This window comes from Streptomyces sp. RKAG293 (genome assembly GCF_023701745.1).
Taxonomy (GTDB): Bacteria; Actinomycetota; Actinomycetes; order Streptomycetales; family Streptomycetaceae; genus Actinacidiphila.
The window spans coordinates 773,081-789,464 of record NZ_JAJOZB010000001.1 but is presented as its reverse complement, the minus strand read 5'-3'; the positions used below and the strand labels follow the sequence as shown (position 1 = coordinate 789,464).

Sequence of the window (16,384 nt, the reverse complement as noted above, 5' to 3'; positions counted from 1 at the left end):
GGAGCACGCGACCCCGGCCGTTACCGGACCACCGGCCCGTTCCGTGGCGTACGCAAGGCCGGGGAAGACGGCCGGCAGGAGCCGGTCCGGGAGGTCCGCAGACGGGAGATCGCGGTTCAGGCCGGTCGGTAGACGGCGGCGGCGAGATGGACGAAGGAGCGGATCAGCGGGTTGGTGTCGCTGCTGTTCCACGCGATGACGAGGTCGCTGGACGGCATGTCGATCAAGGGTACGGAGGTCAAGCCCTGGGGAAGGGCGTGGGCGAGCGGTGCCAGTCCCACGGCGCCGTCCCACAGGACGGACTGCAGGCACTCGTGCACGGTGCGCACGACCGGGCCGTCCCGTCGGTGGGCGGTCGCCGGCGGGCCGTTCCAGAAGGCCCGCCACGCGGGATCGGTCCCTTCGGGCAGCTGGAACCATCGCCGGTCCGCGAGATCGTCCGGTCGCAGGCTTCCACGGTCGGCGAGCGGGTCGTCGGCTCGCAGGACCACGCCGACGGGGTCGGAGCGCAGCACGCGGACGGTGATGCCGGTGTCGTCGAAGGGCGCCCTGGTCAGGGCCACGTCCACCAGGCCGGCCCGCAGCCCGGCGGTCGGGTCGGTGAAGTCGGCCTCGCGGATGCGGACACGGGCACTGGGGTGACGTTTCCGGTAGGCGGCGGCCAGCCGGGTGTCGACCTGTTCGGCGCTGTCGGCGAGGGTCCCGATGGTGAGGGTGGCGGTGCCGCCCGCGGCCGCCACCCGGGTACGGAGCTGTTCGACCTGGGACAGCAGGGTGCGTGTCTCGTCGTAGAGCACGGCTCCGGCGTCGGTGAGCGAGACGCCGGTGGGGGTGCGGTGCAGCAGTGCGCAGCCGAGGTCCGACTCCAGTTGCTGGACGGCCCGGCTCAGGGGTGGCTGGGTCATGTGCAGTCGTGCGGCGGCCCGGCCGAAGTGGAGCTCTTCGGCGACCGCCACGAAGTAGCGCAGCGTCCGCAAGTCCATGAACAGCAACGATACCCGCTCAGTATCGGCGGGAAGGAATCGGTGTTGGACACCTGGGACACCCCGCGGCTGACTGGGACCACGGGACCCGCCACGACGGGCCCCCGACGGACCCCCGGGTGTCGGAACGGCACCGCCGGCTCGGTTCGATCGTCGACGAGACCCAGGAGCCACGATGGCCGAACACGTCATACCGGACCCCGCCGTACAGGTCACGGAGGTGCGGGAACTCGCCCGTGACCTGGTGGTCATCCCTGATCGGCGGGTCCAGCTCGTCCCGAACATCGGCATCATCGGCGGTCGGGAATCGGTTCTGGTCATCGAGACGGGCCTGGGCCCCGGCAACGCCGCGAAGGTGCTGGAGTTCGCGGCCGACTACGCCAGGGGCCGCCGGCTGTTCCTGACCACGACGCACTTCCACCCCGAGCACTCCTTCGGGGCGCAGGTCTTCGCCGGCGAGGCGACGTTCCTGGTCAACCGTGCCCAGGCCGAGGACCTGAAGGTGAAGGGCGCCGGCTATCTGGAGATGTTCAAGGGGCTCGGGGAGCCGGTCGCGCGCCGGCTGCGGGGCGTCGAGCTGGTGGATCCCGACGTCGTCTACGACGAGGCGTACGACCTGGACCTGGGAGGCCGGGTGGTCCAGCTGCGGGCCACCGGCCGGGCACACAGCAAGGGGGACCAGGTCGTCAGGGTGCCGGACGCCGACGTCCTGTTCACGGGGGACCTCGTGGAGGCCGGCCAGTTCGCCATCTTCCCGTGGTTCCCGCCGTACGACGCCGACGTCTCGGGCACCCGCTGGCTCGCCGTGATGCAGCGGCTGGCCGCCGAGGGCGCGGGGGTCGTGGTGCCCGGTCACGGTGACGTCGGCGGCCCGCGACTCCTGTCGGACGTCCGCGACTACCTGCGGCTCCTGCGCGACGAGACCTGGATCCGCCGCGACTCCGCGGTCGGTGAGCAGACGATCATCGACGAGATATCGGCACTGATGATCGAACGGCACCCGGACTGGGCCGGTCAGGAGTGGATCGAGAAGGGCGTCAGCTGCCTCTGCTCGGAACACCCCGCGTGAGACACGGCCGCCGGCGGGTTCCGTGCTGGCGGGATCCGTCCCGGTGCGGGGAGTGCGGGCCGGGCTGCGCGTGCTGCTCGATCTGCCGCCGTCCGCCGACGCGGCGACGGTGACAGCGACGGCCCTGCGGCGGGGCCTCGCCGCCGCGCACCTCGACGAGTTCCGCATCGACCCGACGGCGGGCACCGGTCGGACGCTGGTGCTGGGCCACGGAAATCTCGCCGACCGCGCGGTCGGCGCCGCGGTGGGGATGCTGGCCGAGGTCGTGATGGACCAGCGCCGTCGGTCGACGGGGTTGTCCCGGCCCACCGGTCAGGCGTAGAAGCTGCGCTGCCAGCGGTGCTTGGCGAGCACGGCGAGCTGGTCGGCGGTGAGCGGGCGTCCGTCGCTCACCGCGGTGTTGCGCTCCACGTTCCGGACGGTGCGCATGCCGGGGATGACGGTGGACACGGCCGGTGCGCTGAGCACGTACCGCAGGGCCGTTTCCGCGATCTCGTCGGGGGCGATGCCCAGATCGGCGATGATCGCGTCGACATGCCGCTCGACCTCGGCGGGACGGTCGCCGCGGAAGTAGCGGCTGCGGAAGTCACCGTCGGGGAAGGTGGTCCCGGCCGTGATCCGTCCGGTGAGGCCTCCCTCGTCGAGGGCCACCCGGACGATCACGCCGACCCCGTGTTCCTGGCAGGCGGGGAGCAGAGTGTCGGCCGGGGCCTGGTCGAAGATGTTGTAGATCACCTGGACGGTGTCCACGACGCCGCTGCGGACCAGGGCGAGGGCGCTGTCGGGCTGGTGGTCGTTGATGGACACGCCGAACAGCCGGATCCTGCCCTGCTGCTTCAGCTCGGCGACGGTCTCCAGCCAGTCGCCGCGGCCGACCCACTCGTCGTTCCAGACGTGGAACTGCAGCACGTCGAAGTGGTCCAGGCCGCTGACGCGCAGGCTGGTCTCCAGGCTGTCGCGGATGTGCGCGCCCGGGAAGGCCTCCGCGGGGTCCAGGCCGTCGGGGGCGGGCCAGACGCGGTTCTTCGGGGGCACCTTGGTCGCCACGTACACCTGGTCGCCGGCCCGTTCGCGGACCACCCGGCCCACGATCCGCTCGCTCTCGCCGTAGCCGCGCGCGGTGTCGATGAAGTTCACGCCCTGGTCGATGGCGTGGTGCAGTGCGCGCAGGGACTCGTCCTCCGTGGCGCCGATCCAGCCGGACTCGCCGATGCCCCAGGCCCCGTAGCCGATCTCGGACACCTGGATTCCGCTGCGTCCCAGCTGGCGGTTACGCACAGTCGTCCTCCACGTCATGGTCGTCGTCCCGGCGCAGCGGATCACTCCGCCGGGACGACACTAGGCGATGGCGTGCAACAGTCAAACGAGTTAGGGGGCGTCCGTCCCGGCCACTGCGGGAGCTCTGTTGTCAGTGCCCGCGCGGGGTCCAGAGGACGGCGTGGTAGCTGGAGTTGACGGTATCGGGGTCGGTGGTGGTCGCGGCGGTTCCAGCGACGGCTCCCTGCTCATCGGCGCTTGACGCGGTGGAGTAGAGGCCGCCGGGCGCGGGAAGCAGCGTGGACGAGCGGGTGTCGGTGCGGTACGCGAAGGCGAGGGGGCCGGGATTGGTCTCGCCGACGACGACCCGCCCGGTGATCCCGTTGACGCCGGTGGAGCCCTGGCCCAGGCCGAGCGGCGTTCGGATGCCGGTGCTGAGATCGACGGTGTAGGCGGTGTGGCCGTCCGTGCCGGCGGCGGTGTGTCCGCTGACCTGGAGGTGGGCGATCATGTGGTCGCCGAGGTCGGTCCAGGCCCTGCTGCGGATGTCGTAGGCGAAGCCGTGCACGGCGTCGGGTGCCGGAGCGCTGCCGGTCCGGCTGATGCCGACGACGGTGTTTCCACTGATCGCGGTGGCCTGGCTGGAGGCACCGCCGTTGGCGCCCAGATCGGTCATCCGGTGCGTGCGGAGGTCGTAGAGGAAAGCGTGCTGAGTGGTGTCGGGCGCCGTGCTGACATCGGACGTGCCCGTGATGAAGCGGCCCTGGGAGATCCCGGCCGCGCTGCTGACCCCGGACGGCCCGGCCAGGCTGCCGAGGTCGGTCATCAGGCCGGTGCGCACGTCGTACGCGAACGCGTGCTCGCCTTGGTTGCCCGTCGTTCTGGCGCTTCCCACCACGGTGTCTCCGCTGATGGCGTTGACATGGCTGCCGGTGCCGCCGAAGGTGCCGAGGTCGGTCATCCGGTGGGTGCGCAGGTCGTGGACGAAAGCGTGCTCATCGCCGTCGGCCGTGGTGGAGTCGCCGATGACGTAGCGGCCCTGGACGGCGACCGTGCTGCTGGACGTCCCCCCGAGCGTGCCGAGGTCGGTCATCGTTCGGGTGGCCCGGTCGTAGGCGAACGCGTGGAAGTCGGTGTTGCCGGGGAGCGTGGAGCTGCCGACCACGGTGGCGGCGTCCAGGGCGATACCCGAGCTGATGGTGCCGCCGAGGGTGCCCAGGTCCACGACGGTGTAGGGGCGAGGGTGCGGTGCGTGCGGGGTGGCGGCGAGTGCCTGGCCCGAGCCGAGGGTGAGCGCCGCGAGCGCGGCCCCGGCGGTGGCGCAGGCGCGTAATCGGGTGAGAGTCATGGAGCCCCCTGTGAGAAGGATGAGCGGAGAACGGTGTCACACCGGGCGTACGGCCCCCGGGACCTGTCCTTGCTACCGTCCGTGCGGCCCGGCCAACCACCGGGCGGCCGTAGGTACGGCCAATCTCATCCCCGAGGCGGGCGCCAATGACCGTCACCGGCGCATATTCGGTCGCAGTCCGCCGCGAGTCGGACACCTGTACGGGTGCGCCGGGTTAGGGCGGTCGGGGGCCGCCGGGCCAGGCGGTCCGGGTCGGAGTCACCGGCCCCGGTCAGGCCGTCGCGGGACGGCGGCGGATGCTCCAGCCGAACGTGCCCCGGCACACCAGGTCTCCCGCCGCGTCGGTGACGTCGGCGACGGTGGTGATCCGAGCCCGGGTCGCCTTGCCCGACAGCACCGGTCGCAGCACACGGCGGGCCTCGGCGTCGAGCCGGCAGGACGCCAGGAGCTTGCCGCGGGCGGGCGCCCGGAAGTCGAGCGACGCGGTCGCCCCGAGCGGAACGACGTGCTGGAAATCGTCCGCGGCCTCGCACGCGGCGATGATCGCCGCCAGCCCCGCGGCGTCGACCAGCGTGATGAGACCGCTGGAGTGCAGGGAACCGATGACGTTAGTCATCTCCGGCAGCGTCACCATGGCGACCTCGGCGGCGCCGTCGGCGGCGCGCAGGACTTCGAGCCCCGCCGCCCGATGGGCCGGTATCGGTTCCAACAGCGCGCGAGCCAATGTCGTGACGTCCACGGGCGCAGCGTGACAGCACGGGTGAACGCGGGAGTGGCCGCAGCCCCAACACCGCGCGAAAGCAGGTGGTCCGTGACCGGTCGCGCGCGCTAGGTTCGCCGGGCGGCATCGATCTCCGCGCCCCCGACACCCCCGAACGGACAAGGTTCTTTGTGACGCTCATTCGTATCGCCCGCGCCGACGAACTCCCCGCCCTGGTCGAGCATCCCGGTGATGCCGAACGCAACGCCGCGACCCGCGAGTACCTCACCGGGCTCCTCGACAGCGGATGCACGCGGCCGCAGTGGTGCCTGGTCGCCGAGGGCGGCGACGGGCGGCCGGCCGGCAGCGCGGTGCTGTGGACCATACCCGGACAGGAAGTCCCTCGCGCCCTCGTGCTGTTCGAAGCACCCGAGGACTCGCCCGGGACCGGCGTCGCGCTGCTCGACGCGGCAGCCGCGCAGGCCAGGGAGCTCGGAGCGACCGAACTGGAACACGTCCTGGACTCGCCCGCCCAGGCCCCGCAGTTCCAGCGCGACCCCCAGAGCCGGCAGGAGCTCCTGCGGGGCGCGGGGTTCGAGCTCATCCGTGACGGGCTGCGCTTCCACCGCACGCTGACCGGGGAGCAGCTGCCCGCGGATGACGCCCGGCTGGACTTCCGTTCGCTCGCCGCCATCGGCCGGGAGCCGTTCATCGACGCGCTGGAGGAGCTCCTCGCGGACACCGCTGACGCGCGCCTCACCGCCGACGTGGACAAGCACGGGTTGCGGCACGCGGCCGAGCTGCTCTTCGAGGACACCGCCGGGCTGCGGCACGAACCGGAGTGGTGGGAGCTCGGCTACGCCGCGGACGGCACCCCCGCCGTGGTCAGCCTGCCCGCCGAGAACCCCAGCGTGCCGGTGATCGGATTCGTCGGCGTCACACCGGCCCACCGGGGCAACGGATACGCGGCCTCGGTCGTACGCCGGAGCACCCGCATTCTCGCGGCGAACGGCGCGACCGAGATCCGTGGGGACTGCGACCGGGCCAACGTGGCCATGGCCAAGGCGTTCCGGAGCGCCGGATACGAGAACTTCGCGGGCCGGCTGGAGTTCAGCCGCGCGCTCTGATCCCGGCGGACGCCCAAGGCCTCCGCCCGGCGCCGTGGCCCCCTCAGCAGGACCGCTCAGCCGCCGGTGCGGATCGAGCAGTTCGCGTCCGGGGCGCGCCCGGCGGGCCAGGCCAGCCGGTCGAAGGCGGCGGACTTGGTCACCGGGTCCAGATGCACGATGGCGACCGCCTTGTTGTAGGGGTTGCCGTACTGGTCCAGGCAGATCCAGCCGCCGGCGCCGTTGACCCGGTTGCCGCCGTGCAGCCGGAGCCAGCTGTTGGCCACCTCGTCCAGGGTGGGCATCTCCACCTTGCCCACGGTGTCGTTGCGGATGCCGCTGACGGCCGTGGTGACGGAGTCGTACGTGATGATGGTGCGCGAGTCCGAGAGCGAGGTCCGGCCGATGCCGGTGGCCGACGTGTTGCCGAACGTCGTGGCGAGATCGGCGAGTTCCTTGTACGCCCTCCTGGAGCCGCCCGGCGTCTCGGGACCGTCGCCGCTCCAGGAGTCGGGGTGCGCGAGGGCGGCATACCGTACGGTGATTCCGGCACCCGCGGTGAGCGAGCCCCACTGGTCCTGGAAGTTGGCGTCCACGGTCAGGGTGGAGGCGTGCGAACCGCTGATGACCGTGTAGTGCTTGGCGCAGTTGCGGCGTCCGAGCTCGATGAGGAACTGCCGCAGCTGCACCGGACGTCCGGCGAAGTAGATGGTCTTGGCGTCGGAGGAGCAGATGTCCGGGACCATCTGGTGGAAGTCGTTGGCGAGGTTGCCCTCGTCGTTGAAGTCGGTGGGGGACCGGAAGGTCTCCGGGGCGTGCGGTGCGCCCTTGGCGAGCTTCTCGAAGGCCTGGCGCAGGGTGGTGAGGTAGTTGTCGTCCTCCCGGACGTCCTCCACGACCATGGTCTCGGCGGGTTTGATGTCCGATCCGAAGGAGCCCAGGGCGGCCGCCTGGTCGGAGTTGCTGGGGGCGACGCGGGCCAGGCCGGGGTAGGCGTGCGGACGGGCGGCGCTGTTCATGATGTCGTCGGCGGTCATGGGCCCGGCGACCACGGGAATGCCCTTGGCCGCGGTGAGGAAGGCGATGGCCTTCTCGGTCTCCTTGAGGCTGATGTTGATGCCCGTGACGGCGCGGAGGTTCTCGGTCGGTGAGGCGGCGGCGTCGGCGAGCTGCTGGGCCACCGGCTCCCAGAACTCGTAGTTGCGGCCGGGGTTCGCGAGCAGCAGCCGGATGGGCGGCCGCTGCCCGTTGGCCTGGTGGTTTGCGCGGTACTGGGCGAGATAGGCGCCCTGCACCTGCTCGGTGAACTCGTGCTGTTCGGCCGGATTGTCCGAGATCATCGGGATCATCAGGGCGACCGTGGCCGGTGACTTGTCGGCGATGCTGTCGTTCTCGGCCTTGATGCGCCCGAAGACCGGTGCCAGCGCCTCGGCGAAGTGGAAGCTCCCGTCGGTGACTCCGGTGCATTCGCTCTTCGTGCCGCGCTTCTCGACGCCGTGCGCGCACCCGGTGTCATCCGTGACCAGCCAGGCCACGAGGAAGTAGATGCCCAGGCCGAGTACGACGGTCGCGGTGCCGAGTACCAGGGCGCGGTAGAGCCTTCCGTCGGGCAGTAGCTTCATGTGCCGGACACTCCGTAGGTCTGCAGGTTGGGCGCCTGGGTCCAGTGGTGCAGTTCTCGCGGCCACTCCTCATGGGCGCGGAAGAAGACCTTCTGGGCCTCGGGCCCGCTGTTCTGGGCCAGGGTGAGCAGCTGCAGCCCGATGCTGTTGATCGCGGCCGCCGTGGGGACCGACAGCGGCTGGGACAGCTGCCACAGGTGGTTCACGAGGAGCCGGACCGCCTGGTGGACGGGATGATCGGCTTCGGCCGCGCAGCCCGGGCACGGCACGGTGTCGTCGGCCGGGACGGGCAGGGTGTCCGGGGGAGCGGGTGCCGCGCAGACGAGGTTCACGGCGGACAGCCACCCCGTGGCGTCCTGCTCGGTGAACCGCCGGTGCAGACAGCGCACGACCAGGTCCGTCTCGCCCAGCGCGAGCGAGTGGTGCAGATAGCGCGTGTCGGGGCGATGGGCGGCACCGCCCTGGTCGTGCGGGTCGTACAGGGACCGGCAGCGCCGGTGGATGGTCTGCCACGGCTCGGCGCCGGGCACCCGGCCGGTGCGGGCGCTCAGTTCGTGCAGCAGCAGAAGCCGCAGCGGTGCGTCGCCGACGAACGGCCCCTCGACGCCGGCCCAGAGCACCTGGGGCCACTGGTTGTCGCGCAGATGGGCCAGCGCCTCCTGGACCGGGACACCGCCCGGGTCCTGCGGCGGGTAGACGGTGCTGAGCCGGTACGCGGCCATGTCGTCCAGCGCCGACGCGTAGTAGGTGAGCCGCTCACGGGCCACCTCGTCCGGTATCAGACGCTCCAGCAGCCTGCCGTTCACGGACGGTTCCGGGTCGGCGGCGGCCGGAAGGTCGAGGAGCCCTGCGAGGCCGGTGTCCTCGCGCAGCCGGACACGTCGCGCGACGGCCTGGACCAGGCTGTGGGCCACCCCCGCCCGCCCACCGCTGAGGCGCAGGATGAGCCGGGCGGCACCCGGTGGCGGGTGATCCTCCCCGAACATGTCCTTGACCTCGTCGAGATCCAGCTGCGCCAGCCGCAGCGGCACGATCCAGTCGGCCGGCGCGTTCGGCCGGCTCTCCTGCCAGAAGGACCGGATCACGCGCCGTGTCGACGGCAGGATGTCGTCGTCCCGGACGGGTGTGACCTCCTCCAACGCCGTCGCGACGACGACCGGCCGCATCACCCTGCGGGAGCCGGCCGCCTCCTCGTGCCACACCCGCACCAGCGCGTCCAGGAACACCCGGCCCAGCGGGCTGTGGACGTTGTCCAGGAGCAGCAGCGGACGCGGCACGCCGTTGGCCACCTGCAGGAAGCCGTAGTGGTCCGCGATGTCCGCGAGCAGCGCGGCTATCAGGAACCGTTCGGCCAGCTGCCGGTCCTCCGCGTCACCGCGGAACCTCATCGCCAGTTCCGTCAGCTGGTCGTGGGCATCGCCCTGCGGTGCCACCTGCCGGCTCGCCCACCACGTCAGACCGCCCCGGTGCGCGCGCGGGCTGAACAGCTCGGCGGCGACGATCCGCAGCAGCGCCTGCACCATCGCGTCCATCCCCGCGGGCAGCGGCAGTGGGCCGACCGCATGGATGACCTCGTCGACCCAGGCCGCGGCCTTGTCCCTGCGCCGCTGCTGGTCGGGCTGGCTCGCTCTGAGCAGTTCCGCGAGCCGCCGTTTCGCGGCGGCCAGTTCCTCCGGCCGCACCGCGTGCCCGGGGTTGTCGGCGCTCTCCGCCTGCCATCCGCTGACGGCGAGCAGCCCCTGCGTCAGCCGGGGGAAAGACATTTTCTTGCCGAATTCCGCGGGTTTTCTGCTCAGCCGGAAATTGAGATAGAAGAGCAGATCAGACGTACGGGAGGCATTCGCCGTGGTGTCCTCGGCCAATGCGGCGAGTCCCGGTTGGCCGAAATCGATCGCCGCGAGATCCGCGTGTGCCTGGGGTATGCGCTGTGCGTACTGTTCGGCGAGGGCCGTCAGAGCGGCGCTCTTGCCGGAGCCCCGGCCGCCGACGCATTTGATCAGCAGCGGATGACCCCGCCGTGGCGGGTCGATGCGCCCCGTGCCGCTCGGCTTGAGCCCGACCAGCGAGGGCACCACGGTTTCCAGTAAGACCGTCCCCCCGTACAGCCTTGCCATGATCCCCCCGGTCGCCCGCCTCAATGGTGCGCAGCAGCAGTGACAGGAGAATATGTGACCTGGCCAAGGCCCGTACTTGGTACGGGTATTGACGCACGATCAGTTATCCATTCGTGACGCGTGGGACGGCGGGGAGTGCAGGGTTTCGGAATCGAATACCTGCGATGCGTGCTGGTTGCCCGATGTGCCGCCGTACGCGCGGAAACGCCGTTTCGCGAGGAGGCCGTCCGTCCGCAGCGGACGACCAACAGCAAAGGCGAGGAGATACCTCTCCTCGCCACTATCAATCTATAGCGCACCGGGGGGCTTGCGGCAAGACCCCGGTGGTACCGCAGAATCGGCGGCGCAAAGCCGGAACCTGCGGAAACGGGGAGTTGCGAAGTGCGTGTGCTGTTGACGTCATGGGGGTCGCGCGGGGATGTCGAACCGCTGGCGGGACTGGCGGTGGAGTTGCGGGAACTGGGAGCGGAGGTACTGGTGTGTGTGCCGCCGGACGAGGATTTCGGGGCGCTGCTGGCGCGGGTCGGCGTGCCGCTGGTGCCGCTCGGCCCGACGGTGCGTTCGGTGGTCGCCGGAACGGAGCCGCCGTCGGCGGAGGACGCGTTCCGGCTGGCCCCCGAGCTGGTCGCAGCGCGGTTCGAAACGCTCACCGCGGCGGCCGAGGGATGTGACGTGCTGCTGGCGACCGGTCTGCTGCCGGCCGGAGCGCGGGACGTGGCCGGGAAACTGGGCATCCGCTACGTGTACGCGTGCTTCCACATCTTCGGACTGCCGTCGCGGCGCTTCCGCCCGGGGGGACTGCCGGGCATACCGTCCCCGCAGGACGAGACCGACAACCAGGTGCTGTGGGAGAAGCACGCCCAGGGGATGAACGCGTTGTACGGGGAGGCGCTCAACAGCCACCGGGCGGCGATCGGACTGCCGCCGGTGGACAACGTCCGCGACCACGTCTACACCGACCGGCCGTGGCTGGCGGCGGACGCGACGCTGTGTCCGTCGCAGGGCATGACCGACCTCGACGTCCTGCAGACCGGCGCGTGGATCCTGCCCGACGACCGGCCGCTCCCGGAGCGGCTGGAGGCGTTCCTGGAGGCGGGCGCACCACCGGTGTACGTGGGCTTCGGCAGCATGGCCGCGCACGCCCCGAAGGGCATCGCCCGGGTGGCCGTCGAAGCGAACCGTGCGCAGGGCCGCCGCGTACTCATCGGCCGCGGCTGGGCGGATCTGGCCCCGATCGACGACGCCGACGACTGCTTCGTCGTCGGCGAGGTCAACCAGCAGAAGCTGTTCCGGCGGGTGGCCGCCGTGGTGCACCACGGCGGCGCGGGCACCACGGCGACGGCGGCCCGGGCCGGCGCGCCTCAGGTGGTGGTCCCCCAGATCGGGGACCAGCCGTACTGGGCCGCCCGCGTGGCCGAGCTGGGCATCGGCGTGGCTCACGAAGGCCGGACGCCGACCTTCGACTCCCTGTCCGCCGCGCTCACCACGGCCCTGACCCCCGAGATCCGGGCGCGGGCGAGGGCCGTGGCCGGCACGATCCGCACCGACGGGGCGGCGGTGGCCGCGAAACTGCTGCTCGAAGCAGCCGGCCAGGAAGAGCCGCCCGTGTCCGTGTGAACCGCACGCCACTGGTGCGCCCTCCGGGGTCAGGGCCGGAGGGCGCACCCGTCGTGGGGTCGGCATGCCGCGGACGGGGTGGGGCTGCCGACTACCCGGCCCCAGGCCCCGCCACTGAGGTCTCCGCCGTCACCTCCAGCGCCGCACGCAGCGGCAGTTCGGCCGACGAGGAGCCCGCGAACAGGGCGACGTCGCCGGGCTCGGTGCGCCAGCCGGAGTGTTCCGGCGACCAGTACTGGAAGGCGCGCGGTGCGATGCGGATGGTCGCGGTCACCGTCTCGCCCGGTTCGGCCCGGACGGCGGCGTACCCCGCTAGCCTGCGCTCCGGGCCGCGCGCCGATCCGTCCGGCGGACGGGAGAGGTACACCTGGACCACCTCCCGGCCCGCCCGCGCGCCGGTGTTGCGCAGACGGACGTCGACCGTCAGGGCGGCTCCCGCGGCGAGCGTTCCGGGGGCCGAGACGCCCTCGTAGCTCCAGCTGGTGTAGCCGAGGCCGTGCCCGAACCAGAAGGCCGGCTCGTTCGTCGCGTGCAGCCACGCCTGGTAGCCGATCCGGGGGCCTTCCGCGTAGTGCAGGACACCGTCGACGGGCACGGTGTCGAGCACCGGGACGTCCTCGGTGCGGGCCGCCCAGGTGGTGGGGAGCCGGCCCCCGGTTCCGCGGCGCCGAAGAGCACATCGGCCAGCCCGTCGCCCGCCTCCTGCCCGGGGAACCAGCCGAGGAGGATGGCCGGAACCGCCGCCCGCCAGGGCATGGCGACCGGTCCGCCGGAGTTCACGATGACCACGGTGCGCGGATTGACGGCCGCGACGGCGGCCACCAGCTCGTCCTGCCGCCCCGGCAGGGCCAGCCCCGGACGGTCGAACCCCTCGCTCTCGAACTCGTCGGTGGTCCCCACCACCACGATCGCCAGCTCCGCGGATCCGGCGAGATCCACCGCCGCCGCCAGCTCCGCGTCCTCGTCACGGCGCGGCGGGTCGGCGGCCAGCGCCACCGCGTACCCGGAACCGGCCTCCATCCGGCGGCGGGCCACCAGCCGTACGTCCTGGCCGGCCTCGGCCTGCCAGGCCACCTGGCGGAACGACGGCGCGACATGGAGGTAGGTGGGGTCCCGGGACTCGGGCGTCACGTACTCGTCGATCAGGGCCCGGCCGTCCACCAGGAGGCTCACCTGGCCGAGTCCCACCACGGCGAACTGCCATTCCCCGGAGCAGGCCGGCCGCAGCAGGGCGCTGACCTCGACGGTGGTCGCCGCGCTGATGTCGGCGCCATCATCGGTGGGTTCGAGGATCCGGCCGCTGAGCCGGTGCTCGACGTGCACCTCGGCGTCATGGTCGTCGAGGTAGCGCACCAGGATGCCGGGTTCACCCGTACGCGGATCGCGGGCGTCCCGGGCCGACAGCGGTGTCGGGCGGGCGGTGAGGAAGACGCCCGCGCAGTGCTGGACCTCGGCGACACCGGCCAGCGCGCCGCGGATGCCCTCCAGAGGTGAGAGCGCGGTAGCGGGGAAGACCCCGGCGCTGCCGCCGCCCTGGATCCGGGCGGCGGCGGCGTTCGGCCCGATGACCGCGACCGTCCGCAGCCGTGTGCGGTCCAGCGGCAGCAGGGCCTCCTCGTTGCGCAGCAGGACCGCCCCGGCGGCGACGGCGCGGCGCAGCAGAGTCCGCGCCGCACCGGGGGAGGACGCGGGCGCGGGGAAGGAGCGGGGCGGTTGGCCGGCCAGGGCACCGACGCGGGCGGCGAGCCGCAGAATGCGGCGGATCTTCTCGTCGATCGCGGCCTCGGGGACGGTGCCGTCCTCGACCGCCCGCACCAGCGCCGCGCCCCACAGGGGGTTCGGTCCCGGCATGGACAGGTCCTGGGCCGCGCGGGCCGAGGCGGCGGTGGAGCGCACCGCGCCCCAGTCCGAGACCACCAGGCCGTCGAAGCCCCACTCACCCTTCAGCGGCTCGTCGAGCAGCGGGCTCTCCGACATGGCGGTGCCGTTGACGGCGTTGTACGCCGACATCACCACCCAGGCGCCGGCCTGGACGGCGGCTTCGAAGGGCGCCAGATACACCTCCCGCAGGGTGCGTTCGTCGATGTGCGCGTCCAGGGTGAGCCGTTCGGTCTCGGAGTCATTGGCCACGTAGTGCTTGGCGGTGGCCGCCACCCCGCCGCTCTGCACCCCGCGTACGTACGCGGCGCCGGTGCGGCCGGTGAGCAGCGGGTCCTCGGAGAAGCACTCGAAGTGGCGGCCGCCGACCGGGGAGCGGTGCAGGTTGAGGGTGGGCGCGAGCAGGACGTCGATCCGCTTCCGGCGGGCCTCACCCGCCAGCAGGCCGCCGAGTTCCTCGACGAGTTCCTCGTCCCAGCAGGCGGCGAGCGCCGTGGGCGACGGGAGGGTGAGGGCGGCGTCGCGTTCGTCCCAGCGCTCGCCCCGCACGCCGACCGGGCCGTCGGAGAACGTGATGGCCCGGAGTCCGACGGCGGGCTCCGCCGGGGTACGGAACACCGCGGAGCCGGAGAGCAGGCGCACCTTGGCCGGCAGATCGAGCTTGGCGACGAGCCGGTCCAGCTCCTCGGTGGACGGCAGCGGAACGGCGTCCGGGGGTACGGAGACGCCGGCCGGAACGGGGACGGGCGGTTCGGAGGGGTCCTCTGCGGTCACAGTCATCCCTTCATCGCTCCCTGCATGATTCCGTCGAGGATCTGGCGGCCCATCAGAAGGAAGACCACGATGATCGGCAGGCTGGAGACCAGCGTGCCGGCGAGTACGAGTGAGTTGTCCCGGAAGTAGCCGCTGGCCAGTTCCGACAGGGACAGCTGGACGGTGGGGTTCTGTTGCGTCATGACGACCTTGGGCCAGTAGAAGTCGTTCCAGGTGGCCATGAACGTCAGCATCCCCAGCACCGCCATCGCCGGTCGGGCGGCGGGCACCACGACGTGCCAGCACAGGCCGCGGGTGGTGCAGCCGTCCATCCGTCCCGCGTCGAGCAGTTCGTCGGGGACGGCGGTGACGAGGTACTGACGCATGAAGAAGACGCCGAAGGCGTTGGCGATGGAGGGGACGATGAGCGCCTGGAGGTGGTCGGTCCAGTGCAGCCAGTTCGCCATCATGATGTAGAGCGGGATGATGCCGAGCTGCGTGGGCACCATCATCGTCGCCACGACGGCCCCGAGCAGGCCGTTCCGCCCCCGGAAGCGCAGCTTCGCGAAGGCGAAGCCGGCCAGGGTCGAGGTGGCGATCACCGAGACCGTCACCAGTGAGGAGACGATCACCGAGTTGAGCAGGGCCAGTTGCATGTCCGACTGGCTGAAGACCCGGCCGAGGTTGGACCACAGGCGGGAGCCGGGCAGCAGGACGGGTGGCATGCGGGTGATCGAGGCGTTGTCGCGGGACGCGGCCACCACCGTCCAGTAGAGCGGGAAGAGCGAGAGCAGGACCACCACGGCCAGCACCGCGTAGATACCCCGTCCGGCGGTGAGCTGGCTGTTACGGCCCCTGCGGGGACGGCGGAGCGGGGGCGCGCCGTCGGTCCGGAACGGGTCCCGGGCGGGTGTCGTTGTTTGCGCCTGTGCCGGTGCGCTCATGCGGCGTCGACTCCCTTCAGACGTCGCGCGAGGACGAAGTTCAGCGCGACGATGAGGACGATCACCAGGAACATCGCCCAGGAGATCGCAGCCCCGTAGCCGTACTTGAACTTGCCCCAGAACTGGTCGTACGTGTAGAGCGCCATCGTCTGGAACTGGTGTTGCGAGCCGCCGGCCATGGGCGTCTGGCTGGCGCTGAACAGCAGCGGCTCACCGAACATCTGCAGCGCTCCGATGGTCGAGGTGATGACGGTGAACAGAATCGTCGGACGCAGCATCGGGACGGTGATGCTGCGAAACTGCCGCCACCGGCTCGCCCCGTCGATGGCGGCGGCCTCGTACAGCTCGAACGGCACGGCCTGCATGGCGGCGAGGTAGATCAGGGCGTTGTAGCCGGTCCAGCGCCAGGTGACGATGCAGGAGATGCCCACCCAGGAGGACAGGGTGCCGGCCTGCCAGTCGGTGTGGCCGACGCCGAACAGGCCGAGCACCCAGTTCACCAGCCCGTAGTCCCGGCCGAAGAGCTGGACGAAGATGATGGTGACGGCGGCCACCGAGGTGACGTTCGGCAGCAGCACCCCCATCCGGATGAAGGTGCGCCCGCGCAACCGGTAGTTGAGCAGATGGGCCAGCCCGAGCGCGAGCAGCAGTTGCGGAACGGTCGACAGGACGCCGATGCCCAGGGTGTTCTTCAGCGCGTTCCAGAAGAACTGGTCGTGCAGCAGCGTCCGGTAGTTGTCCAGTCCGACGAAGGTGTGCTCGCTGCCGTCGGTGTCGGCCCGCCATCCGGTCACGGAGACGTACGCGGTGTACAGCAGCGGGAAGAGGCCGAAGACGGCGAACACCAGGAAGAACGGGGCGATGTAGAGGTAGGGCGAGGAGGTGCGCTCCAGGCGGCGCCAGGCGAACCGGGAGGGCCCCCGGGCGAGGGGAGCCGCAGCCGTACCGGCGGCGGGTGGTGATTCGGTCGACACGGCCATGGCGGCGTACTCC

12 protein-coding genes and 1 pseudogene are annotated in these 16,384 nt (G+C 71.6%); 4 read left to right on the top strand and 9 right to left on the bottom strand.

Going from position 1 to position 16,384, the window contains the following annotated elements; all coding sequences use genetic code 11:
• Positions 1-116 precede the first annotated feature (116 nt).
• Positions 117-983, bottom strand: coding sequence for a LysR substrate-binding domain-containing protein (locus LNW72_RS03405; RefSeq protein ID WP_250973954.1), 867 nt, complete (start codon positions 981-983; stop codon positions 117-119).
• A 175-nt stretch (positions 984-1,158) separates the two neighbouring features.
• Here LNW72_RS03405 and LNW72_RS03400 point away from each other — a divergent pair, with 175 nt between their 5' ends.
• Positions 1,159-2,052, top strand: a complete 894-nt coding sequence (locus tag LNW72_RS03400; protein ID WP_250973953.1) for an MBL fold metallo-hydrolase — start codon at positions 1,159-1,161, stop codon at positions 2,050-2,052.
• Between the two features lie 22 nt (positions 2,053-2,074).
• Positions 2,075-2,374 carry a hypothetical protein gene (locus LNW72_RS03395; RefSeq protein ID WP_250973952.1) on the top strand — a complete coding sequence of 100 codons (300 nt, stop codon included), beginning with the start codon at positions 2,075-2,077 and terminating at the stop codon, positions 2,372-2,374.
• On the opposite strand, the gene LNW72_RS03390 is transcribed toward LNW72_RS03395, so the two are convergent.
• The 3 genes from LNW72_RS03390 to LNW72_RS03380 all read right to left on the bottom strand — a co-directional run bounded on the left by LNW72_RS03390 (position 2,365) and on the right by LNW72_RS03380 (position 5,396).
• The gene (locus tag LNW72_RS03390) at positions 2,365-3,330 is read right to left on the bottom strand and encodes an aldo/keto reductase (protein ID WP_250973951.1); all 966 of its coding nucleotides are present in this window, start codon (positions 3,328-3,330) and stop codon (positions 2,365-2,367) included. The genes LNW72_RS03395 and LNW72_RS03390 overlap by 10 nt on opposite strands.
• Before the next feature lie 130 nt (positions 3,331-3,460).
• Entirely contained in the window at positions 3,461-4,657 is a 1,197-nt protein-coding gene (locus LNW72_RS03385) for a hypothetical protein (protein ID WP_250973950.1), read from the bottom strand.
• 271 nt (positions 4,658-4,928) lie between these two features.
• Positions 4,929-5,396 carry a DUF4442 domain-containing protein gene (locus LNW72_RS03380; RefSeq protein WP_250973949.1) on the bottom strand — a complete coding sequence of 156 codons (468 nt, stop codon included), beginning with the start codon at positions 5,394-5,396 and terminating at the stop codon, positions 4,929-4,931.
• Between the two features lie 152 nt (positions 5,397-5,548).
• On the opposite strand from LNW72_RS03380, the gene LNW72_RS03375 reads away from it, so the two are divergent.
• Complete coding sequence (locus LNW72_RS03375; protein WP_250973948.1) at positions 5,549-6,484, top strand: GNAT family N-acetyltransferase; 936 nt, start codon at positions 5,549-5,551, stop codon at positions 6,482-6,484.
• 56 nt (positions 6,485-6,540) lie between these two features.
• Here LNW72_RS03375 and LNW72_RS03370 read toward each other — a convergent pair whose 3' ends face one another.
• Both LNW72_RS03370 and LNW72_RS03365 read right to left on the bottom strand, forming a co-directional pair.
• On the bottom strand, positions 6,541-8,085 hold the full coding sequence (locus tag LNW72_RS03370; protein WP_250973947.1) for an ABC transporter substrate-binding protein: 1,545 nt from the start codon (positions 8,083-8,085) through the stop codon (positions 6,541-6,543).
• Complete coding sequence (locus LNW72_RS03365) at positions 8,082-10,160, bottom strand: hypothetical protein (protein ID WP_250973946.1); 2,079 nt, start codon at positions 10,158-10,160, stop codon at positions 8,082-8,084. The genes LNW72_RS03370 and LNW72_RS03365 overlap by 4 nt, the downstream gene beginning before the upstream one ends.
• Positions 10,161-10,580: 420 nt before the next feature.
• Here LNW72_RS03365 and LNW72_RS03360 point away from each other — a divergent pair, with 420 nt between their 5' ends.
• Positions 10,581-11,816, top strand: coding sequence for a glycosyltransferase (locus LNW72_RS03360; RefSeq protein ID WP_250973945.1), 1,236 nt, complete (start codon positions 10,581-10,583; stop codon positions 11,814-11,816).
• Between the two features lie 91 nt (positions 11,817-11,907).
• Here LNW72_RS03360 and LNW72_RS03355 read toward each other — a convergent pair.
• The 3 genes and pseudogenes from LNW72_RS03355 to LNW72_RS03345 all read right to left on the bottom strand — a co-directional run bounded on the left by LNW72_RS03355 (position 11,908) and on the right by LNW72_RS03345 (position 16,371).
• Positions 11,908-14,393: pseudogene (locus LNW72_RS03355) on the bottom strand (glycoside hydrolase family 3 C-terminal domain-containing protein).
• Between the two features lie 77 nt (positions 14,394-14,470).
• A complete protein-coding gene (locus tag LNW72_RS03350) occupies positions 14,471-15,391 on the bottom strand; it encodes a carbohydrate ABC transporter permease (protein ID WP_250973944.1) in 921 nt (306 codons plus the stop codon).
• A complete protein-coding gene (locus LNW72_RS03345) occupies positions 15,388-16,371 on the bottom strand; it encodes a carbohydrate ABC transporter permease (protein WP_250973943.1) in 984 nt (327 codons plus the stop codon). The genes LNW72_RS03350 and LNW72_RS03345 overlap by 4 nt, the downstream gene beginning before the upstream one ends.
• Positions 16,372-16,384: the final 13 nt, after the last annotated feature.